Annotated in this window: 19 protein-coding genes; 10 read left to right on the top strand and 9 right to left on the bottom strand. The window is 66.4% G+C overall.

Annotation, left to right across the window (positions count from 1 at the left end; all coding sequences use genetic code 11):
- The first annotated feature begins 1 nt into the window (after position 1).
- From ACAG24_RS04875 to ACAG24_RS04850, 6 genes are read left to right on the top strand one after another with little or no spacing between them, the layout of a single operon-like run.
- Positions 2-709: an urease subunit beta gene (locus tag ACAG24_RS04875; RefSeq protein ID WP_370471523.1), complete on the top strand. Its 708-nt coding sequence runs from the start codon at positions 2-4 to the stop codon at positions 707-709.
- A 1-nt stretch (position 710) separates the two neighbouring features.
- Positions 711-2,426 carry an urease subunit alpha gene (ureC, locus tag ACAG24_RS04870; protein WP_370471522.1) on the top strand — a complete coding sequence of 572 codons (1,716 nt, stop codon included), beginning with the start codon at positions 711-713 and terminating at the stop codon, positions 2,424-2,426.
- A 13-nt stretch (positions 2,427-2,439) separates the two neighbouring features.
- Entirely contained in the window at positions 2,440-3,060 is a 621-nt protein-coding gene (gene ureG, locus ACAG24_RS04865) for an urease accessory protein UreG (RefSeq protein ID WP_370471521.1), read from the top strand.
- Complete coding sequence (locus ACAG24_RS04860) at positions 3,057-3,887, top strand: urease accessory protein UreD (protein WP_370471520.1); 831 nt, start codon at positions 3,057-3,059, stop codon at positions 3,885-3,887. Before ureG ends, ACAG24_RS04860 begins: the two co-directional genes overlap by 4 nt.
- Positions 3,884-4,363, top strand: coding sequence for an urease accessory protein UreE (locus ACAG24_RS04855; protein WP_370471519.1), 480 nt, complete (start codon positions 3,884-3,886; stop codon positions 4,361-4,363). Before ACAG24_RS04860 ends, ACAG24_RS04855 begins: the two co-directional genes overlap by 4 nt.
- On the top strand, positions 4,344-5,042 hold the full coding sequence (locus ACAG24_RS04850) for an urease accessory protein UreF (RefSeq protein ID WP_370471518.1): 699 nt from the start codon (positions 4,344-4,346) through the stop codon (positions 5,040-5,042). The genes ACAG24_RS04855 and ACAG24_RS04850 overlap by 20 nt, the downstream gene beginning before the upstream one ends.
- A 15-nt stretch (positions 5,043-5,057) precedes the next feature.
- Here the strand turns inward: ACAG24_RS04850 and ACAG24_RS04845 are convergent, their stop codons facing one another.
- A complete protein-coding gene (locus ACAG24_RS04845; protein ID WP_370471517.1) occupies positions 5,058-6,611 on the bottom strand; it encodes an HNH endonuclease signature motif containing protein in 1,554 nt (517 codons plus the stop codon).
- Positions 6,612-6,660: 49 nt separating this feature from the next.
- Between ACAG24_RS04845 and ACAG24_RS04840 the strand changes: the two genes are divergently transcribed.
- Positions 6,661-6,852, top strand: coding sequence for a hypothetical protein (locus ACAG24_RS04840; protein ID WP_370471516.1), 192 nt, complete (start codon positions 6,661-6,663; stop codon positions 6,850-6,852).
- Between the two features lie 73 nt (positions 6,853-6,925).
- On the opposite strand, the gene ACAG24_RS04835 is transcribed toward ACAG24_RS04840, so the two are convergent.
- Both ACAG24_RS04835 and ACAG24_RS04830 read right to left on the bottom strand, forming a co-directional pair.
- Positions 6,926-8,128: a dihydrolipoamide acetyltransferase family protein gene (locus tag ACAG24_RS04835; RefSeq protein WP_370471515.1), complete on the bottom strand. Its 1,203-nt coding sequence runs from the start codon at positions 8,126-8,128 to the stop codon at positions 6,926-6,928.
- On the bottom strand, positions 8,128-10,314 hold the full coding sequence (locus ACAG24_RS04830) for an alpha-ketoacid dehydrogenase subunit alpha/beta (RefSeq protein ID WP_370471514.1): 2,187 nt from the start codon (positions 10,312-10,314) through the stop codon (positions 8,128-8,130). The genes ACAG24_RS04835 and ACAG24_RS04830 overlap by 1 nt, the downstream gene beginning before the upstream one ends.
- A gap of 153 nt (positions 10,315-10,467) precedes the next feature.
- Here ACAG24_RS04830 and ACAG24_RS04825 point away from each other — a divergent pair, with 153 nt between their 5' ends.
- Genes ACAG24_RS04825 through ACAG24_RS04815 form a run of 3 tightly spaced genes read left to right on the top strand, consistent with a single transcriptional unit; the run spans position 10,468 to position 13,064 of the window.
- Positions 10,468-10,992: a VOC family protein gene (locus ACAG24_RS04825; protein ID WP_370471513.1), complete on the top strand. Its 525-nt coding sequence runs from the start codon at positions 10,468-10,470 to the stop codon at positions 10,990-10,992.
- Between the two features lie 7 nt (positions 10,993-10,999).
- A complete protein-coding gene (locus ACAG24_RS04820) occupies positions 11,000-11,659 on the top strand; it encodes a GntR family transcriptional regulator (protein ID WP_370471512.1) in 660 nt (219 codons plus the stop codon).
- A gap of 28 nt (positions 11,660-11,687) precedes the next feature.
- Positions 11,688-13,064, top strand: coding sequence for an NADP-dependent succinic semialdehyde dehydrogenase (locus tag ACAG24_RS04815; RefSeq protein ID WP_370471511.1), 1,377 nt, complete (start codon positions 11,688-11,690; stop codon positions 13,062-13,064).
- Positions 13,065-13,170: 106 nt separating this feature from the next.
- Here the strand turns inward: ACAG24_RS04815 and ACAG24_RS04810 are convergent, their stop codons facing one another.
- From ACAG24_RS04810 to ACAG24_RS04785, 6 genes are read right to left on the bottom strand one after another with little or no spacing between them, the layout of a single operon-like run.
- Positions 13,171-14,409, bottom strand: a complete 1,239-nt coding sequence (locus ACAG24_RS04810) for a M24 family metallopeptidase (protein ID WP_370471510.1) — start codon at positions 14,407-14,409, stop codon at positions 13,171-13,173.
- Positions 14,406-15,347, bottom strand: a complete 942-nt coding sequence (locus tag ACAG24_RS04805) for an NAD(P)-dependent oxidoreductase (RefSeq protein ID WP_370471509.1) — start codon at positions 15,345-15,347, stop codon at positions 14,406-14,408. The genes ACAG24_RS04810 and ACAG24_RS04805 overlap by 4 nt, the downstream gene beginning before the upstream one ends.
- A 20-nt stretch (positions 15,348-15,367) precedes the next feature.
- A complete protein-coding gene (locus ACAG24_RS04800; protein WP_370471508.1) occupies positions 15,368-16,141 on the bottom strand; it encodes an ABC transporter ATP-binding protein in 774 nt (257 codons plus the stop codon).
- On the bottom strand, positions 16,138-18,015 hold the full coding sequence (locus tag ACAG24_RS04795) for a branched-chain amino acid ABC transporter ATP-binding protein/permease (RefSeq protein WP_370471507.1): 1,878 nt from the start codon (positions 18,013-18,015) through the stop codon (positions 16,138-16,140). Before ACAG24_RS04795 ends, ACAG24_RS04800 begins: the two co-directional genes overlap by 4 nt.
- Positions 18,012-18,893 (bottom strand): branched-chain amino acid ABC transporter permease, encoded by an 882-nt coding sequence (locus tag ACAG24_RS04790; RefSeq protein ID WP_370471506.1) that lies wholly within the window; start codon positions 18,891-18,893, stop codon positions 18,012-18,014. Before ACAG24_RS04790 ends, ACAG24_RS04795 begins: the two co-directional genes overlap by 4 nt.
- A gap of 43 nt (positions 18,894-18,936) precedes the next feature.
- Entirely contained in the window at positions 18,937-20,148 is a 1,212-nt protein-coding gene (locus ACAG24_RS04785) for an amino acid ABC transporter substrate-binding protein (RefSeq protein ID WP_370471505.1), read from the bottom strand.
- Between the last annotated feature and the right edge of the window lie 149 nt (positions 20,149-20,297).

Genomic DNA, 20,297 nt, shown 5'->3' with positions numbered 1-20,297 from the left:
CATGCATCTGACGCCGAAGGACGAGGACCGGCTGCTGCTGTTCCTGGCCGCCGAGCTGGCGCGCAGGCGCCGCTCTGCGGGCCTGGCGCTGACCTACGCCGAGGCCCGCGCGCTGATCGCCGACGAGGTCGTCGAATCCGCGCGCGCCGGCGCCACTGTCGCCGAGGCGGCGGCCCACGGCGCGTCGGTCCTCACCGACGACGACGTGATGCCCGGTGTCCCGGCACTGATGGGCTCGGTACAGGTCGAGGCGTTCTTCGAGGACGGTCAGAAGCTCGTCACCGTGCACGACGCCATCGGCCCGGGGACGAATTCAGCATCCACCGAGGACGTGGTGCCGGGCGAGATCCTCCCGTGCGACGGTGAATTGGAGCTCAATGCGGGACGTCCGGTCGCCACGCTGACAGTCGAGAACACCGGCGACCGCCCTATCCAGGTCGGGTCGCATTTCCACTTCTTCGAGGTCAACCGCGCCCTGCGTTTCGATCGCGCGATGAGCTTCGGCATGCGGCTGGACATCCCGTCGGGCACGGCGGTCCGCTTCGAACCCGGTGAGGCGCTGGACGTGTCGCTGGTCAGCTATGGAGGGGAGCGGACGGTGATCGGGCAGAACGACGTCGTGAACGCCGTGACGACCGCACCTCCCGGCGCCGACCTGATGGCACGCATGCATGGCCTCGGGTTCCTCGACTCGGCGAAGGACTCCTGACGTGGCACACAGGATCAGTCGCAAGCACTATGCGGAGCTGTACGGACCGACCACCGGCGATCGGGTGCGTTTGGCCGACACCGAGTTGCTCGCCAAGGTCGAACACGACGCGTGCGTATACGGTGACGAGTCGGTGTTCGGCGGCGGAAAGACCATGCGCGAGGGCATGGCGGTCCACGGCGACATCACCAACGCTGCGGGCGCCCTCGACTTCGTGATCACCAACGTGCTCATCGTCGACGCGGTCCTGGGTATCCGGAAGGCCGACATCGGAATCCGCGACGGCAGGATCGCCGGGATCGGCAAGTCCGGCAACCCGCGAACCATGGACGGTGTCGATCCCGAACTCGTCATCGGTGCGGGCACCGACATCCGTTCCGGCGAAGGCATGATCGCCACAGCGGGCGCCATCGACGTGCACGTCCACTTCGACAGCGCCGGCCTGGTCGAGGAAGCGATCTCCAGCGGCGTCACCACGATGATCGGCGGCGGGCTGGGACCAGTCACCGTCGGCATCACCTCGTCGGGCCCCAACAACCTCGCCCGGATGCTGAGGGCGGCCGAAGGCTTCCCGATGAACTTCGGCTTCATCGGCAACGGAAGTGCCTCCAGCACAGCACCACTGATAGAGCAGGGGCTCGCGGGCGCCATCGGCTACAAGATCCACGAAGACTGGGGCGCCACACCGGCGGCCATCCGGGCCTCGCTGGACGCCGGCGACGAGCTCGACCTGCAGGTGCAGATTCACACCGACACGCTGAACGAGTCGGGGTTCTTCGAGGACACGATGGCCGCCATCGGCGGCAGGCCAATCCACACTTATCACGCCGAAGGCGCGGGTGGCGGGCATGCTCCTGACATCATGCGCGTCGTCGGTGAGTCCTATTGTCTTCCGTCGTCCACCAATCCGACCAACCCCTACACGCTCAACACATTCGACGAACACCTCGACATGGTCATGGTGTGCCACCACCTCAACCCGCGCATCCCCGAGGACGTGGCGTTCGCCGAGTCGCGGATCCGCCGCGAGACCATCGCCGCCGAGGACGTGCTGCACGACCTCGGCGCGATCTCGGCCATGGGCTCGGATTCCCAAGGCATGGGCCGTATCGGCGAAACCATCGCCCGCACATGGCAGCTCGCGTCCCACATGCGAGCCACCCGGGGTGCGCTACCCGGGGATGAGAGCACGGGTGCGGACAACGCCCGCATCCTGCGCTACATCGCGAAGCTCACCATCAACCCGGCGCGGTTGTTCGGCATCGATCACGAGGTCGGCTCGCTGGAGCCGGGCAAGTTGGCCGACATCGTGCTGTGGGAGCCGAAGTTCTTCGGCATCAGACCCGAAGTGGTGTTCAAGGGTGGCTTCCCGGCATGGTCGGTGATGGGTGAAGCCAACGCGTCGCTGATGACATGCGAGCCGTTGAAGTACCGCCCGCAGTGGGCCGCGTTCGGCCGCACCCCGGCCGACGTGTCAGTCAACTTCGTCGCGGGCGCCGCTGTCGAGGCGGGGCTGGGCGATACGTTGGGGCTCGACACCCGCCTCGTCGCGTGTCGCGGAGCCCGCGCGCTGACCAAAGCCGACCTCCTCCACAACGACTACCTCCCCGACATCACGATCGAGCCGGACACCTACCGCGTCACCGTCGACGGTCAACCGTGCGTCAGCACCCCGATGACCAGGGTGCCCCTCGGGCGTCGATACACCCTCAAATAACAAGGAGGACAGCATGTCCGAACCGATTCGCATCGGTATCGGGGGCCCCGTCGGCTCCGGGAAGACGCGGCTCGTCGAGACCCTGGTCCCGCAGCTCTCCACAGCGGGGTTCAGCGTCGCGGTGATCACCAACGATCTGGTGACCGATGAGGATGCGCAGCGCGTACGGCGTAGCGGCGTCATCGACCCCGATCGCGTGCTGGCAGTCGAGACCGGCGCCTGCCCGCACACCGCGATCCGCGAAGACCCGTCGGCGAACCTTGCCGCCGCCAACCGCCTGAGCCGGACTTTCTCCGATCTCGACATCATCCTCATCGAGTCGGGCGGCGATAATCTGGCCGCGACGTTCACCTCCGATCTGGTCGACTACTGGATCTTCGTCATCGACACCGCCGCCGGTGACGACATCCCCCGCAAGAACGGCATCGGGCTGCTGCAGGCGGATCTGTTGGTGGTCAACAAGATCGACCTCGCACCGCTCGTCGGCGCGGATCTGGAATCGATGCGCCGCGACTGTGCGGAGGCCCGTCCGGTCAAGCCGACGGTGTTCACCGATCTCAGGTCCGGGCACGGGCTGGCGGAGCTGACCCAGCGGCTCCTTGAAGGAGCCATGCTGACCGCGAGCCTGCCGTGACCGCGGCCGTGGTGATCAGGCCCGGTGCACTCGGCATCGACGTGGTCGCCGACGCGTCCGGGCGCACCCGCACCGCGTCGCTGCGTCAGCGGTACCCGCAGCGGGTCACGATGCCGTTGTACTGCGACCCCGAACATCCGGGGGCAGCCACCTTGTGCGTCCAGAGTCCCAGCGGCGGAGCGTTTTCCGACGACGACCTGTACACGACGGTGCGCTGCGGTGCAGGAGCCCACCTGCACCTGACGACCCAGGCGGCCACCCAGGTGTTCGCCGGTGACGGCCCTGGCGCCCGGCACCACATCAGCTTCGCGGTGCACGACGGCGCAATCCTGCAGTACTACCCGGGAACGGTCATCCCGCACACGGATTCGCACTTCACCCAGCGGATCGACATCGCCGTGGAGAAGGGCGGCGTGTACCTCGGCTGGGAAGCCGTCGCTGCAGGCCGGATCGCGCACGGCGAACGGTACGGCTATTCCGGCTACGACAGCGCGCTCGTTGTCAGCGTCGACGGACGCATCGTCGCCCGCGATCGCCAGCTGATCCGCCCCCAAGCCGGCAGTGATGCCACCGCACTCATCGACGGTGACTATGTGGCCACCTTCCTCGCCGTCGCACCCGGCCGCCCCGTTCCCGCGCTGCTGGATCGGATCCGATCGGCTCTCAACGACGCGGACGGTGTGGACGGCGGGGCAAGCGGTCTGCCGCGCGACGCGGGGGTCTTCGTCCGGTTGACGGCGCACCGCGCACCCGACCTGCAGCGTACGAGGCAACAGCTTTTCGACGCCGCGCGGGCTGCCCTGGTGCCGAAAGCGAGCGCACGGTGAAAGCAGACACGATCGTCGGGCACATCGGCGACCAACAGTTCGCCGGACGCAGCCGTCACCACGTCGACATCGGCTGGGGGGACGCTGCCAAGCACCGCCAGGCCGTCACCGCGGACACCGGACTCGCTGTGCAGATCACGCTGCCACGCGGCGCCTTTCTGCGCGACGGAGCCGTGATCGCCGATGACGGTACCGACGTCGTCGTGGTCCGGCGCCCCGCCGAGGACGCGATCGTCGTGCCCGTCGCAGACGACAATGCACGCCGGATGCTGCTACTCGGCTACGTGCTCGGCAACCAGCACGCCCCCATCGACGTCAGCGAGGACGCCGTGGCGGCTCCGCTGTTCACCAGCGCACACGCCGCCAAGGAGCTGCTTGCCGAACTGGGTGTCGACGGCGATGTCATGGTGACGGCACTCGCCCGCAACGGATGGTCCCGGACGTCCTCGGATTCCCATGCCGGCCACCACCACTGACCCCGGCGTCGCGCTCGCGCTGTGGATGCAGTTGCACGACAGCGCCTTTCCCACCGGGCGGATGGTGCACAGCCAGGGCCTCGAGCAGTGGCTGGCCGAGCGCCCCGACGCCGACCACGACGAGATCGAGCGCACCGTGATCGCCTACGTGAGGGACAGCTACGCGCCGCTCGACGGCACGCTCGCGGCGGCCGCCTGGCGCGCAGCGGACGACCTGCGGGCCCTGTGTGCGCTCGACGACGTGGCGGCGAGCTACAAACTGTTCGGCAATGCGCGAGTGTCGTCGGAGTCCGCGGGCCGCCAGCTGGCCGCCGCTTCGCGACAGAGCGGTTTGGCCGATCACCACCCATACTTGGTGGCCGTCCTTGACGGTGCCACTCCTGGACACTGCGCTGTCGTCGAAGGGGCTTTGCAGGCGCGGCTCGGTATCCCCATGCACGTCGCGGTTCTCGGCTCCGTGCGGTCGATGATGGCGTCGATGCTCAGCGCGGCCATCAGATTGGGCAGGCTGGGACCGCTGCACAGCCAACGGATCCAGGCCCGCAACGCACCGCTTCTCGTCGAACTGGCACGCCAAGCCTGTCACCGTCCGATGGCCGACGTGTGGAGCGTGGCCCCTGCCCTGGAAATCAGCGGCATGCGCCACGAAACCCGCACGGCCCGGCTTTTCACGACCTGAGCCGCCGGTGCGCCGTCAGAAGGGCGTTGGCTTGTTGCGTTCGGCGACATAGGCGTCGTTGAGTGCGCGCTCGGCTTTGATGCGGTAGCCGATTGCTCTGGCTCGGTTCCGCTTTCGCCGGGTAGGCATTGTTCGAATCTTGTCTGCGCTGGTGGGTACCGGCGCGGGAGTGTCGATGGGTGCGCTGACGGTGCTAACTGAAGGGAACAACAGCGCGCTGCCAGGCCTGGTGGTGTAGGTGCGTCCGGCCGGTGTGGTCCACACGATGGTGCCGTCTTGATGCTGAACGTCAGACCAGCCGGCCCAGAACGTCTTGGCGAGATGATGCTGGCGGCACAGCAGTTTCCCGCAGGAGGCGTGAGTGGGCCCAACGGGCCAGGGCACGGTGTGATCGAAATCGGCGTAGGCCGCGGGGCGATCACATTGCGGGAATCGGCACGTCAGATCGCGCGCCCGCACCCACTCGTCCAGCGCGGCACTGGGTCGGTAGCGCGGCTGCGGCTCGATTCCCGGCGCCTTCACGTGTCTGCGGGAAGCGCCGCCGGCGATCCGCGCGGCGATCTCTTCGGCGGGAACGTGTCCGAAGCCGACGATCACTCCCGGCGGGGGCCGTAAGTGAACGGCGCGACGATCAGCTTGCGCGGTCACGCCGCTGCCCTCCGGATCTTCGCAACTCTCGGTGTCATCACAGCCTTCGGTGGCGCTGCTCCCCGGGCCGTCGCTGTTCTCGCCGTTGGTGAGTGGATCGGGTTGCGCCGTCAAAGCGGCTTTCTCTGCATAGATGTGGACCACTACGTGGGAGCCGCGGCCGTCATCGACTGCGGCGGCACAGTCGGGGCTGCCGCATTCACACGCCAGGTGGAAGAACCCAGCTCCGATCGCGCCGTGGGCATCAGCTCGGCGTTGGTCGAGGGTGCGAGGGTCATTGGGGCACACACCCTGGGCCATCAGGGTGAGCCGGCGCCAGTACAGCGCAGCGTCGGGACCTTTGAGCCGGGCGATGATCTCGGTGACGCCCTCTTTGCTCTCAGTGATGGTGACGCCTCTGTCCCGGACCCGGGCCCTGGTCCGACGCAGCGCCGCGGGATCGTGGCGGTCGACCCAGACGTCGATAGCGTCGTCGAGTTTCTGCTTCGACAATCCGCCCCAGTACACGGCGCGCTCGATGATCTCGTCTTCAACCTTGGCCAAGACGTCAGTATCCTGAATGTTGGCGGTGCGGTGCACAATCCGGCGCACGAGGAACTCTGAGATCTGCCCGGCCAGAAACGCTGCAGCAATTCGGGGTAGACGGGTCAGGGCCAGCCCGACCTCCATGTCGCCCGAGGCACGTCCGTGGGAGATCCTCGAGGCCAGCGAGACCTCGGCGGCCGCGGAGTTCCACGCGGCCTCGGTGTCGTCCTGGCATTCCCAATCGTCGTCGTAATTTCGGCTCGTCTTCTCGGCGATGAGCAACAGGCGGTGCGCTGACGCTGAAGCGATCGCGTCCGTCCACGCTGCAATGGCGGCGTCGATCTCCGCATCGGCCATCTCGGCACGCGATGCAGAATCCACCAGCCCTTCGAACATACGTGCAATTCTACCTACGCCGACCGACAAGAACGGCACCAAAAACCAAGTGGCAGAGAACATTCACAGCAGCAACTGGGTCCTGGCCGTCAGTGACATTGCGGGCTGCACACAGCTCGTGCCGCGGCAAACCATCGGAGCGAGCTACGGCGATGCGCTGTTGGCCGTTATCGGCGCCGGTGTGCCGCCCGCGGACACCGCCACCAAGGCGCAGATCCACCGCCTTGCCGATGCCGACTGACCGCGTCGAGATCCACCTTTTGCAGTCAATGTGCGAGAAGACCCTGACAAAAGGTGGATTTCGACCTCCCGGCCTAGATCAGGATTGTCAGCGGGTTCTCGATGCGGCGCACGAACGCCGCCATCCATTGCGCCGCAACCGCACCGTCGATGACACGATGATCGGCCGACAGCGTCACGGTCATCACCGTGCCGACGGCCAGCTCACCGTCCACGACGACCGGCTTTTGCACGGCCCCTCCGACGGCGAGGATGCCCGAATGCGGAGGGTTGAGGATCGCCGAGAACTCCGTCACCCCGTACATGCCCAGATTCGAGACCGAGAAGCTCCCGCCTTCGAGCTCGTGCTGCTTGATCTTGCCCGCGCGGGCACGCGACGCAAGGTCACCGATCTGAGCCGAGATCGCCGAGATCGGTGACCGGTGCACGCCGCGTAGCACCGGGGTGAGCAGCCCGCCGTCGACAGCCACAGCGACGGCGATGTCGGCATGGGTGAACCGACGGATCGAATCACCGTTCCAAATGGCATTGGCCTCAGGCACTTCCACGAGCGCACCCGCGACGGCTTTGAGGACGAAGTCGTTCACCGACACCTTGGTGGTACCGACGTCGTTGATCGCCCGCCGCAGATCCAGCAGCGCATCCACCCGACAGTCCGCCGTGACATAGAAGTGGGGCACCGTGGTCTTGCTCTCGGTGAGCCGGCGCGCAATGGCCTTGCGCATGCCTGTCAGCGGAACATCCACGAAATCGTCGTCAGTCGAGGGCTTCTCCGCCACACGCACCGGTTCGGGAGCCGGCGTGCCGACATCGGGGAGGCGGTCCAGGTCCCTGCGCACGATGCGTCCGCCCGGGCCCGTTCCGGTGACGGACGCCAGGTCGATGCCCTTCTCGCGAGCGATCTTCCGCACCAGCGGCGTCGCGAACAGGCGACGGCCGTTGGTCTCCGGCGGCGGGGCAGACTCCACCACCTTCTCGATGACCGGCGCGCCCGACTCTGGGTCACGCACGTCCGCGTCGATCTCGTCATCCGTCTCACCGGGTCCGGTCACCACGGCGATGGGGTCACCGACCGCGATCGTCGTCCCGGGTTCAGCAAGCAACCGGGTGAGCACACCCTCCACTTCGGCTGCGTACTCGACAACTGCTTTGTCCGTCTCGATCTCGGCCATCGGGTCTCCGACCGAGATCTCCTGGCCTTCCGACACCAGCCAGGTCTGAATCGTCGCCTCGGTGGCGTTGGCCAGCACCTCCGGCATACGCACCACGGTCGCCATCAGAGACGCCCCATCGCGGCGCGCACCTTTTCCAGACCGGCCACGACCTCCTCGGTGCCCGCGATGGCAGCACGCTCGAGCACCCGCGAGATGCTCGGTGACGCCTCTTCCCCGGACACCCGCTCCACCGGTTGATCCAGCCAGTCGAAAAGTCGACGCTGGATCTCGTCGGCGAGCCATCCGCCATAGGAGCTGCCCCGCGCACCCTGCTCGACGATCAGCACCGCATTCGTCTTGCGCACACTGGTTTCGATGGTGTCCCAGTCGATCGAGGCCCGGTCCAACCACCGCAGGTCGATGAGCTCGGCATCCATGCCGGTCTGCTCGATGGCTTCCGCGCACCGCGCCACCATCGAGAGGTAACTGATGACGGTGACGTCCTTGCCGGCCCGTCGGATCGCCGCGCGGCCCGGCGGGATGATGTAGTCGAGGTCGCCGTCAGGGATCTGATCAGCCGTGCCGTAGAGATCGACGTGTTCGATGACCAGCACCGGATCTTGCAGTGCCAGAGCGGCATTCATGAGGCCGACATAGTCGGCCGCGGTCGACGGGGCGACGATGCGCCAGCCGGGGCTGGTGGCGAAGATCCCCGCGGGGTCCATCAGGTGCTGCGAGCCGTAGCCGGATCCCATCGCAACCTTGGTGCGCAGGACCAGCGGCACGGGGTTGTCGCCGCCGAACATGTGTCGCGCCTTGCCGATCTGGTTGAACACCTGATCGGCGGCCACCCACATGAAGTCGGGGTACATGAACTCGATGACCGGCCGGAAACGTCCGTCGAGGGCAAGCCCACCTCCGAGACCGGTGAAGGCGTTCTCACTGATCGGGGTGCCGACCAACCGGTGCTCACCGTACTTCGCCAAACCCTTGGTGGCGCCGTTGGTTCCGCCGTTGAGGCGGTGCACGTCCTCACCGAAGATCACGATGCGGTCGTCGGTGCCCATCCGGCGGTCCATCACACCGGCGACGGCCTCGACGAATTTCGTCGCCCGCCAGGGACCTTCGTAGGAGGTCGGCTCGAGAACGTCAAGCGCGTTCAGCTCACCGGCGTCACCCCGGACACCGACGTTGACGAAGCCGGGGTCGGGCCACAGTTCAGGCCGGATCCGCCGCTTGCCGGCAGCGTCCGGGTTCGGCTCGAGCAGCTCGGCCACCGCGGCGTTCATCGCGTCCTGCGCCTGCCTGCGCAACTCCGCCACACCTGCGTCGTCGATCAGGCCGAGCTTGATCATCTCGCCCGCAGTTCTGTCGAGCGGATCGCGCCTGCGCCACTGAGCTTCCTCGTCCTTGTGCCGGTACCCGAAGGCGCTGCCGGGGTAGGGCCCGTTCTGGTGGAAGAACCGGTACACCTCGGCTTCGACGACGGCGGGACCGTCACCGCGGCGCATCCGCTCGGCGGCCTGTTCGACGGCCAGGTGAACCGCGAGTGGATCCATTCCGTCGACGCGCCACCCGGGGATGCCGAATCCCTGGCCGCGGACCGACAGGCGCGGGTCGGCGCTGATCTCGTCGACTCGGGTGGACACCGCGTAGAGGTTGTTCTCGATGAAGAAGCAGAACGGCAGCTTCCAGGCGGCCGCCAGGTTCATGGACTCCAGCACCGAGCCGATCTGGCTGGACCCGTCACCGAAGTAGCTGATCGTCAGATCGTCAGTATCGCTGTGCTTTTGGGCCCATGCATTACCTGCCCCCATGGGGACGCCGCCGCCGACGATCGCGTTGGTGCCCAACGCGCCGGCCTCGAACCACTGCAGGTGCATGGAGCCGCCGCGGCCGCGGCAGAAACCCTGAGCCAGGCCGAGAATCTCGGCGAGCGTGCGCTGCAGCACGCGCTGGATCTTGGGGGTGACGGCGGCGGCCGGATCGATCGTACCGCCGCTGACGTGGGTCAGCGCCTTCGCGAGGAATTGATGGTGACCGCGATGCGAGCCGTTGACGGCGTCGGTCGTGCGCAGGCCGACAATGGATCCCACCGCGCCGCCCTCCTGTCCGATACTGGAGTGCGCCGGCCCGTGGACCAGCCCCTCGCCCGCGAGTTCGAGCACCGTTTCCTCGAACGCCCGGATCAGGTGTAGCTCGGCGAGCATCGTGCCCAGAAGTGCCGGGTCGGCCGCCTTCCAGTCCTCTTCGGTGGTCGACAACTCGATCCACGGGGCGCCAGTCTCCAGGCGGGTTTCGGTAGGCATAGCCCTCATCTCCATCGAACGGACATCCCGGTGAGACGGGTGTGGCGCGTCCCCAGCCTAACTCGATTGGATCCACTTTGGCCAGAAACTCTTCGATATGACCCGGGATAGGCGTAGGGTATGCGGTGATTGGATCCAGTGAAGGACGGTTTCATGCCTCTGCCCGGCCTGGTTGGCACCGACCACATCGGTTTCACAGTGCCCGACCTCGAGCAGGCCCACGACTTCTTCGTCAGGGTCCTCGGCTGCACCCACGTCTACACGCTGGGGCCCTACGCCCACGACGACGACTGGATGCAGGAGCATCTCAACGTCCACCCCCGCACGGTGATGCAGGAACTGCGCTTCTACCGGTGCGGAACCGGCGCCAACTTCGAGGTGTTCCAGTACGCCCCCGCCGACGGGCAGGCGGACCAGCCGCGCAACAGCGACATCGGCGGGCACCATCTGGCGTTCTACGTCCACGACATGGACGCAGCCGTCGAGTATCTGCGTGCCGAGGGTCTGCGGGTGCTCGGCGATCCGACTGCGAGCCGAAACGCCAGCGAGGGCCAGCGCTGGGTGTACTTTCTGAGCCCGTGGGGCATGCAGTTCGAGCTCGTCAGCTTTCCCGACGGCAAGGCCTACGAGGCCGACGCCGATGTTCTGCTGTGGAATCCGAACCATCCGGCCGGCTGATGCAACCATGACCCAGCCACAGGTCCGCGACGGCGTCACCGGCGCCCGCGTCGCCGATGAGCTGCGCGCGGCCATCCTGCACGGTGTATATCCGCCGGGCACACGCCTGCGGCAGGAGGAACTCGCTGCCCAGTACGGCGCGAGCCGTGTCCCGGTTCGAGAAGCGTTGCGAATTCTGGAATCTGACGGGCTGGTCACCACAGTGGCCAATGCCGGTGCGTGGATCGCGAGGTTGAGTCTCGACGAGTGTGTCGAGCTCTACCAGGTGCGCGAACGGATCGAACCGCTGCTGCTGCGCTACAGCCTGCCGCACCTGGAAGAGGACCAGATCGAGCGGATGGCCGAACTCGCCGAGGACATGCGCCGGTCCAGCGACGTCGAGCAGTTCCTGGAGTGGGACAGGGAATTCCATCTGCTGAGCTACGCAGGTGCAGGAACCACGTTCCTCGGCCCGACGGTGGAGCGGCTGTGGAACACCACCCAGCACTACCGCCGCGCCTTCACGCGACTGCTCGACGACGACAGCCACCGCATCCTGCACGACGAGCACCACATGCTGGTGGCCGCGATCCGCGAACGGGACTCCGAGGAGGCCGAGCGGGTGCTGCTCGGCCACATCCGGCGCACCCGACGCCAACTCGCCCGTCACCCCGAAGTTTTCGAGTAACCACCCCACAACGAACAGGAACTCCTCCATGGCGATCGCAACCATCAACCCCGCGACCGGCGAAACGCTGGAGACCTTCGAGGCGCACGACAGCGCCGAGGTCGAGCGCCGCGTCGCCCAGGCCTTCGACGCCGCGCAACAGCTGCGAGGCACCACCTACGCCCAGCGCGCCGAGTGGATGCACGCCACGGCCGACATCCTCGAAGCCGACGTCGACCGGGCGGCCGAGATGATCACGCTCGAGATGGGCAAGCCGATCGCTCAGTCCCGCGCCGAGGTGCTCAAGTGCGCCAAGAACATGCGCTATTACGCCGACAACGCCGAATCCTTTCTCGCCGCCGAAGAACTCAGCGATCCTTCGTCGGTGGCCGCCTCCTCCGCGGGCACGGTGTGGCAGCCCCTCGGCGTGGTGCTCGCGGTGATGCCGTGGAACTACCCGCTGTGGCAGGTCATCCGCTTCGCCGCCCCTGCGCTGATGGCCGGGAACACGGGCCTGCTCAAGCACGCCTCGAACGTGCCGCAGTCCGCCCTCTACCTCGACGAGCTCTTCGAGAAGGGCGGCTTCCCGGTTGGCTCGTTCCGGACGCTGCTCATCGGTTCCCGTGAAGTTGCTGCGGTGATCGAGGACAGCCGCGTCAAGGCCGTCACGCTGACCGGTTCCGAGCCCGCGGGCCGCTCGGTGGCATCGACAGCGGGCCAGTCCATCAAGAAGGCCGTGCTGGAGCTCGGGGGCTCCGATCCGTTCATCGTGATGCCCAGCGCCGACCTCGAAGAGGCAGCGACCATCGCGGTCAAGGCCAGGATCTCCAACAACGGCCAATCCTGCATCGCCGGAAAGCGATTCATCGTCCACACCGACGTCTACGACGAGTTCACCCGGCTGTTCGTCACGAAGATGAACGCACTGAAAGTCGGCGACCCGATGGACGACGCCACCGACGTCGGCCCGCTGGCCACCGAGTCCGGGCGCGACGAGGTCGCCGAACTGGTGGACGACGCCGTCGTCAAGGGCGCTGAAGTGCTCGCCGGTGGCAGCGCCCCCGATCGGCCCGGCTTCTACTACACCCCGACCGTGCTGGCCGGCCTCACCGACGACATGCGCATCGTGCTGGAGGAGGCATTCGGTCCCGTCGCGTCGGTGTACCGGGTGTCCGACCGCGAGGAGGCGGTGCGGGTCGCGAATCAGACGACGTTCGGGCTGAGCTCCGCGGTCTGGAGCAACGATGCGGCCGAACAGGATTGGTTCATCGGCAACCTGGACGCAGGCGCGGTGTTCCTCAACGGCATGACGGTCTCCTATCCCGAGCTGCCCTTCGGGGGCATCAAGGATTCTGGCTACGGTCGTGAACTCGCCGCCGCGGGTATCCGGGAGTTCTGCAACCTCAAGACGGTCTGGAAGGCCTGAGCCGCTCGCCGAAACACGAAAGTGCGGTTTGGTACGCGCCTTCGGGGCGTGCTGCGTACCAAACCGCACTCGCGGCGGGCGGGGCCTGCCCCGCATTTCAGAGGTCCTAGTACTCGTTGGCGACGAACAGTTCCTGGGCGGGGAACTTCGTCAGGATCACCGGACCGTTGTCGGTGACCACCACTTCCTCCTCGATGCGCGCCGCGGAGAAGCCGTCGGAGGCCGGCGCGTAGGTCTCCATCGCGAACACCATGCCCGCCTTGATCTCCAGCGGATTCTCCAACGAGTTCAGCCGCGAGATGATCGGACGCTCATGCAGACCGAGACCCAGCCCGTGGGCGAACTGCAGCCCGAACGCCGCCATCTCGTTCTCGAAACCGAAATCTTCGGCCTTGGGCAGCAACCGGGCTATCTGATCGGATCCGACGCCCGGCCGGATCGCGTTGATGGCGCGGTCCATCCACTCCCTGGCCGTCTTGTAGGCATCCCGCTGGCTCTGCGTCGCACTGCCCACCCCGAAGGTACGGTAATAACAGGTTCGGTAACCGTTGAACGAATGGATGATGTCGAAGAACGCCTGATCGCCGGGCCGGATGATCCGGTCGGTGAAGTTGTGCGGATGCGGGTTGCACCGCTCCCCCGAGATCGCGTTGACGGCCTCGACCTGGTCGGAGCCGAGCTCGTAGAGCCGCTTGTTGGCCAGCGCGACGATCTCGTTCTCGCGCACACCGGGTTTGAGCGCGTCGACGATGTCCTGGTAGACCCCGTCGACCATCGCCGCCGCCTGGTTGAGAAGCATGATCTCGTCGTTCGACTTGATCACACGCGCATCGAGCATGCTCTGCTGGGCGTCCACCACCGTGAGGCCCTGCCGCTGCATCTCGAACAGGAACGGCGGTTCCACGATGTCCATGCCCACCGGAGCGTCCGCCAACCCCGCATCGGTGAGGATGCCCTTGATCTCGGTGACGGCGTCACGCATCAGCCCGGCGTCGGGAGCGACGGCACCGCGGAAGCCGAGGAAGCCCGGCCGCCAGTTCTCCTCGGGCAGCCACGGCGAGTACAGCTTGTGGTGACGGACCGCGGAGCCGAAATCCCAGAGGATCGGGTCGCCGTCGCGCGTCAGCAGGCAGTAGCGAATCATCTTGTCGCCCAGCGCACCACCGATCCACGTCTGCGTGGTGTAGCGGATGTTGTAGAAGTCGAACAGCAGGAAGGCCCCGCAGCCGCTGGCTTCCAGCGCTGCCTTCGCCCGCCCGATGCGGTAGTCCCGCAGCCGGGCGAAGTCCACCCGCTCCTCATAGTCGACACCCATGTGCCCGGGTGCGCCGAGAGGACGGATCACGAGTGCACCGGGGTGAGGCCGTCGTCCACCGAAACGTTCTCGGGCGTCAACTCGATGCCGGCCCCTTTGGCCACCTGCAGCAGCAGCGTCGCGAAGTCCTCATCGATGCCCAGGCCGGAACCTGCTGCCTGCGCGACGATCTGGCGGGTCGCCGACGCGATCGGCATCGGTGACTTCAGCGCGTTCGCGGCCTCGAGACCGAGATCGAAATCCTTTTGCAGCAATTCCATCGTGAACGTCGGCGTGAAGTCGAGGTTGACGAACGCCGGCGACTTGTACTGGGTGAACGTCGATCCCATCACCGAATCGTTGAGGAAGGCCAGGAAATCGGCGCGGCTGACGCCCCCCTTCTCGACCATCACGGTGATCTCGGCCATGCACTGCGTGACCACGCCGAGCATCAGGTTGTGGGCGATCTTCACCAGCCGCGCCACCTCACCCTCGCCGACGTAGGTGACACTGCGGCCGAACACTTCGAGGACCGGTTCGATGGACTCGAAGACCTCGCGGGGCCCCGACACGGCGACCGTCAGCTTGCCCGCGGCAATGACTTTCGGGTTTCCGCTGACCGGCGTGGCCAGGAAGTCGCAGCCACGGGAGTTTGCCGCCTCGCGGATACGCGCGCTGGCCTCAGCCGACACCGTCGAGGAGTCCGCGATGATCCGCGGCGACTTCTCGCCGGTCAACAGGCCACCGTCGCCGAGCATCACCTGCTCCAGATCCTTCGAGGACGACACCATCGCAAAGACCAGCTCGCGGTCGGCGAGGTCGACGGGCCGGCTGACGACCTTGGCACCCTTCTCGGCCAGGTGCTCGGCCTTGGCCGCGGTCCGGTTGTAGACCGTGACGTCGTGGCCGGCGTCCAACAGTCGCGTGACGAGCTGGGAACCCATCCGGCCTGCGCCGATCCAGCCGATCTTCAAGGTTGAGGCAGACATTCTCTCGTTTTCCTTCTCTCTCAGGCCGTGGGTTGAGCGGCCGGGTTGTCTGACGTCGAGTCGTCGGAACGCGGGGGCGCATGCACCGCGCCGCCGAAGTACAGGTCGGCGATCTCGGGGTTCGCCAGCACCGATTGGGCAGGCCCGGTCAGCAATACCCGGCCGCTTTCCATTACGATGCCCGAGGACGCCATCCGCAGGCCGAATCGGACGTTCTGTTCGACCATCAGGACGGCCTTGCCGCTGGCCCGCATGATGGAGACGGCCTCGTCGATCACGGTGAGCGACTTGGGATCCAGGCCCAGCGAGGGTTCGTCGAGCAACACCAGCTTGGGGTCGAGCATCAGCGAGCGGGCGAACTCCACCATTCGCCGCTGGCCACCGGACAGGTTGCCGCACCGGATGCCGGTCTTGTCGCGCACAAGCGGGAACATGCCTAGCACCTCGTCATAGCGTTGCCGCACAAGGGATCGCTGCCTGCGGATGACGTAGGCGCCCATCAGGATGTTCTCCTTGACGGTGAGTGTCGGGAACAACCCGTTGCTCTGCGGCACCTGGGTGACCCCGCAGCCGAGCACCTCGTGCGGCGCCATGCCCGTGATGTCCCTGCCGCCCAGCAGGATTCGGCCCGCGCTGGGTTTGAGGATGCCGCTGACGGCGCGCAGGACGGTCGATTTGCCTGCTCCGTTCGGGCCGACGATGCAGCCGAGCTCACCCGCACCGACTTCGAGGTCGACGCCTTGCAGAACGTTGCCGCCGCCGTAACCGGCGACCACCCCTTCGAGTTTGATCATGCCGGATTCCTCTCCGCGGAGACCTTGGATCCCTTCGACGGTGCCTCGAGCAGGTAGTCGTCGCCGAGATAGGCGTCGAGCACCAGGGGGTCCTTCTGGATCTGCTCGGGGCTGCCCTCTGCGATCACCGCACCGCGGGCGAGAACCCTGATGGGGTCACACAATCCGACCACGAACGGCATGTTGTGCTCGACCAGCAGGAACGTCTTGCCGCCGGCGTTGAGCTCCCTGATCAGGTCGCCCATCCGCTCGATCAGCGTCGGGTTGATGCCGCCCGCAGGCTCGTCGAGCAGGATGAGTTTCGGGTCGAGCATCAGCACCTGCGCGAGTTCCACGAGCTTCTGCTGGCCGTAGGACAGCGCCCCCGCCCTGGCGTCGCGGTACGCGGCCATGCCGACGAACTCGAGAAGTTCCTCGGCACGCGCGGCCTCCGATCCGCTGACCGCACCGAGCCCGAGTTGTCCGACGGAGAAGCTCCGCAACGGGGCGACCACGTTCTCCAACACTGTCATCTCGCGGAACAGTCGGGTGATCTGAAAGGTGCGGCCGAGACCGTGGTGTGCCCGCGACCACGGCGAACTGCGTTCCAGGTGTTCACCGTTCAGCAGGATCTCGCCCTTGTCCGGCGTCATCGTGCCCGAGATCAGGTTGAAGACCGTCGTCTTGCCGGAGCCGTTGGGTCCGATGAGCGCGGTGATGGACCCCTCGGGCACCGTGAAGCTGCAGTCGTTGACCGCGTGATTGCCACCGAAGCTCTTGTGCAGCCCGCGGACCTCCAGCAGTGCCTTCCCGGTGGGCTCCGGTTTGCGGATGTCGGCCCGGACCAGAGGCCGGTCCAGCGGATTGAGCCTGGCGCCGGAAAGGCCCACGGTGCCTTTGGTTCTCGCCTTCTCTATCAGCGCCGCTGCGGTCGGGAGGATGCCCTTGGGCAGCACGATCACCAGCAGCACCAGCAGGCCGCCGAAGAGGACGAGCCGGGCATTGCCGCCGCCGAACGCCTGGTTGGCGTAGATGTTGACGGGCTGGATGATGAAGGCGCCCAATACCGGACCGAACAGGGTGCCCCGGCCGCCCAGGATGACCGCGAGCACGATCAGCGCGCTGGTGATGATCGAGAACATGCCGATCGGGTCGACGAAGGAGAGGTAATAGCCATAGACCGAGCCGGCCATGCCGACGAACAGCGCGCTGGCGCCGAAGGCGAGCAGCTTGTAGACCGGCGCGTTGACACCGATCGTCCCTGCCTTGCCCTCGTCCTCGCGGATCGCGATCAGACCCATGCCGAACTTGGTGCGCCGGATCCACCACGTCATCAGCAGCGACAGCCCGAGCAGCGCTACGAGCGCGAGATGGAAGGGCCAGTTGCCCCAGGATTCGGGCCAATCCGGAAGTGGCAGCGTCAGTCCGGAGGTGCCGTTGGTGACCGACACCCACTCGATCGCAACGAACTGGATCAGGAACAGGAAGGCCACGGTGATGATGACGAACGCAGGCCCCCTGGACCGATAGGTGACCAGCCCGAGCAGCATCGCGATCGCAGCCGCGACCACGCCCGCCACCGGCACCCACAGCAGCGGCTGGGTGTCGGGGAACCTGGTGGCCAGGATTGCGCCGACGTAGGCGCCGATCCCGATGAACGCGCCCTGGCTCAGCGACAGGTAGCCGGTGAAGCCGGTGATGATGTTGAGCCCGCTCGCGCCGATCGCCAGCACCAGCGACAGGATCACGACGTTCTGCGCCGACATGCTCGGCGACAGCGGGAACAGCAGGATGACCACCGCGGCGACGGCGAGTACGCCGCGGGTCGCCCACTTGTGCATGCCGGGGTCGAGCAGGCGAGTTCGCATCGAGGTGTCGCTCATGCTTGTACTCACGCGACGGCGTCCTCTCTGAGCCGGGTGCCGAGGATGCCCTGAGGGCGGGTGATCAGCACGATGATGATGACCAGGAACGGCACGGCCACAGGCCATTCGGCGCCGAGATAGGCGGTGGCGGCCATCTCGCCGACACCGATCACCAGTGCACCGAGCACCGCACCCGGCAGGCTGCCCAGCCCACCGAGAACCACGATCGCCAGAAGCCTCGCGATCCACTGGTAATGGGTGCCGGGCAGGAACGGATAGATCGTGGACAGCATGGCGCCGCCCGCGCCGAGGGTGGCGACGCCGATCGCGAAGGTGAGCGCGGCGATGGTCGTCACGCTCACCCCCACGAGTAGCGCCCCGCCCTCGTTGGACGACGCGGCCCGAATGGCGCGCCCCGCCCAGGTGCGGTTCAGGAGGAGATAGAGACCGCCCATCACCACGATCGCGATCAACGCCGAGATCGCCATCGCCTGCGGGACATAGAGGGGACCGAGGGAAATGGAGGCATCGGTGTAGGAGGTGACCACGGTGGTCGACGTGTTCCCCCAGATGAAACCCATGATCCCTTCGAGCATCAGCGCGATGCCGAAAGTTGCGAGCACCGTCATCGTGACGTGGGCTCCACGGACGTGGCGGATCACCAGAAGGTAGACCACCCAACCGAATCCGAACATCACGGCCATGACGATCGGGATGGACAACAGCGGGTCCAGCCCGAGGCTCCGCCACAGCGTGAAGGTGAGGAACGCTGCCAGAACGGCGAAAGCGCCGTGAGCGAGGTTGATCACCCGCATGACCCCGAAGATCAGGGTCAGGCCGGACGCCATCAGTGCATACAGCGCACCGACGAGCAGTCCGAGGATGAGGGTTTGCACAACGGAGGTCATGGAAGGCAACTCCTAGAGGTGTCGACCGTCGGCATGCCGAGGGCTAGAGGGCGCCGCCGCGCCAGCGCACGATCACATCCGAGGTGGCGACGTCATCGGGGAGCACGACCTGCGAGACGCCGTCCTGCCACTGTCCGACCAGGAAATCGCCCTTGGGGCTGCCGTCGGAGTTCCAGCTCAGCGTGCCGAGCAGCGTGTCAACACTGTTGCCGCGCAACCAGTCTGCGAGTGCGCTCTGGTCGTCGATGGAGCCGACAGCGTTGACGGCAGCCGAGAGCACCTGCCCCGCGGCGAATCCGTCGGCCGCGTCTTCTGGTGGGTTCTGTCCGAACTTCTCGTTGAAGCGCTTGACGAACTCGGCGTTGTCCGGGGTGTCCGAGAGCGGGCTGTAGCTCGACGAGAACAGCACGCCCTCGGCGTTGTCGGGGCCCACCGCGTCGAGGTACTGCTGGCCGTAGGTGGGTGAGCTGCTCTGGTAGAGGAACGCCGGCTGGTAGTTCGCCCGGTTCATCGACCGGATCATGTTGACGCCGTCCTCGAACTGCGCGCCTTGGACCACCAATTCGGCGCCCGCGTCGCGCATCGCGTTGACCACGGAGTCGAAGTTCTTGGTGGTTGCCGGGTACTGGTCCTTGTAGACCGTGCGCACACCTGCGGCCGACAGGATCTGCTCGGCGCCTTCGACGACGGGCCCGGCGAACGGGTCATCGAGCGTCGGGTAGGCGGCGGTCTTCGGCCGCTGCTCCGGCGGCAGGTTCGCGATCCACTCGGCGAAGACCTTCGCCTGGTTGGTAGCGATCGCCTGCTGCGAGAAGAAGATGTACTGGAAACCGCGGTTGAACATGTCCGGCGACCCACACGAGGGACACACGAACAGCATGCGGTTCTTCTCGGCGATCGCCGAAGCAGGAATGTTGAGTAGCGACGACTGACTGCCCAGCAGCAAGTTGACCTTGTCCTGGGAGATCAGGTTGTTGTAGTTGCTGACGGCGGTCTCCTGCTGCGTCGCATCGTCCTTGACGATGATCTCGACGTTCTTGCCGAGGAGGCCGCCCTTCTCGTTGGTCATCTCGACCCAGACCTCATAGCCGCGCTGGGTGTCGAGTCCGCCCTGGCTGAACTCGCCGGTCAGCGGCAGCGACGCACCGATGGTGACGGTGTCGCTCTCGCCGCCGCCGTCGGCAGTGCAGCCGGTGGCGGCGAGCGCCACCGCGGCGGTCGCCGCGATCGCGCGGAACACAGTGGTAAAACTCATGTCCAACCTCTCTGTCAGACCGATTGCAACCCAACGACCGTCCGCACATGTTATCCAGGTCATATGCAATCGATTGCAGTGAACTATTTCACAGCCCTTTTAAGGTGTCAACACCCCGTGAACCTCCCGGGCCGCCCGATTGAAGGTCT

The organism is Mycobacterium bulgaricum (assembly GCF_041287165.2).
GTDB classification, from domain to species: domain Bacteria; phylum Actinomycetota; class Actinomycetes; order Mycobacteriales; family Mycobacteriaceae; genus Mycobacterium; species Mycobacterium bulgaricum.
The sequence above is the reverse complement of the archived record's forward strand: the minus strand, read 5'-3'. Positions and strand labels throughout refer to the sequence as shown.

Bases quoted from the DNA above. Each gene is read 5' to 3' on its own strand.
- ACAG24_RS04835 (WP_370471515.1), bottom strand. From the start codon at position 8,128: ATGGCGACCGTGGTGCGTATGCCGGAGGTGCTGGCCAACGCCACCGAG.
- ACAG24_RS04790 (WP_370471506.1), bottom strand. From the start codon at position 18,893: ATGACCTCCGTTGTGCAAACCCTCATCCTCGGACTGCTCGTCGGTGCG.
- ACAG24_RS04805 (WP_370471509.1), bottom strand. From the start codon at position 15,347: ATGTCTGCCTCAACCTTGAAGATCGGCTGGATCGGCGCAGGCCGGATG.
- ACAG24_RS04850 (WP_370471518.1), top strand. From the start codon at position 4,344: ATGCCGGCCACCACCACTGACCCCGGCGTCGCGCTCGCGCTGTGGATG.
- ACAG24_RS04820 (WP_370471512.1), top strand. From the start codon at position 11,000: ATGACCCAGCCACAGGTCCGCGACGGCGTCACCGGCGCCCGCGTCGCC.
- ACAG24_RS04825 (WP_370471513.1), top strand. From the start codon at position 10,468: ATGCCTCTGCCCGGCCTGGTTGGCACCGACCACATCGGTTTCACAGTG.
- ureG (WP_370471521.1), top strand. From the start codon at position 2,440: ATGTCCGAACCGATTCGCATCGGTATCGGGGGCCCCGTCGGCTCCGGG.
- ACAG24_RS04845 (WP_370471517.1), bottom strand. From the start codon at position 6,611: ATGTTCGAAGGGCTGGTGGATTCTGCATCGCGTGCCGAGATGGCCGAT.
- ACAG24_RS04875 (WP_370471523.1), top strand. From the start codon at position 2: ATGCATCTGACGCCGAAGGACGAGGACCGGCTGCTGCTGTTCCTGGCC.
- ACAG24_RS04830 (WP_370471514.1), bottom strand. From the start codon at position 10,314: ATGCCTACCGAAACCCGCCTGGAGACTGGCGCCCCGTGGATCGAGTTG.
- ACAG24_RS04815 (WP_370471511.1), top strand. From the start codon at position 11,688: ATGGCGATCGCAACCATCAACCCCGCGACCGGCGAAACGCTGGAGACC.
- ACAG24_RS04785 (WP_370471505.1), bottom strand. From the start codon at position 20,148: ATGAGTTTTACCACTGTGTTCCGCGCGATCGCGGCGACCGCCGCGGTG.
- ACAG24_RS04800 (WP_370471508.1), bottom strand. From the start codon at position 16,141: ATGATCAAACTCGAAGGGGTGGTCGCCGGTTACGGCGGCGGCAACGTT.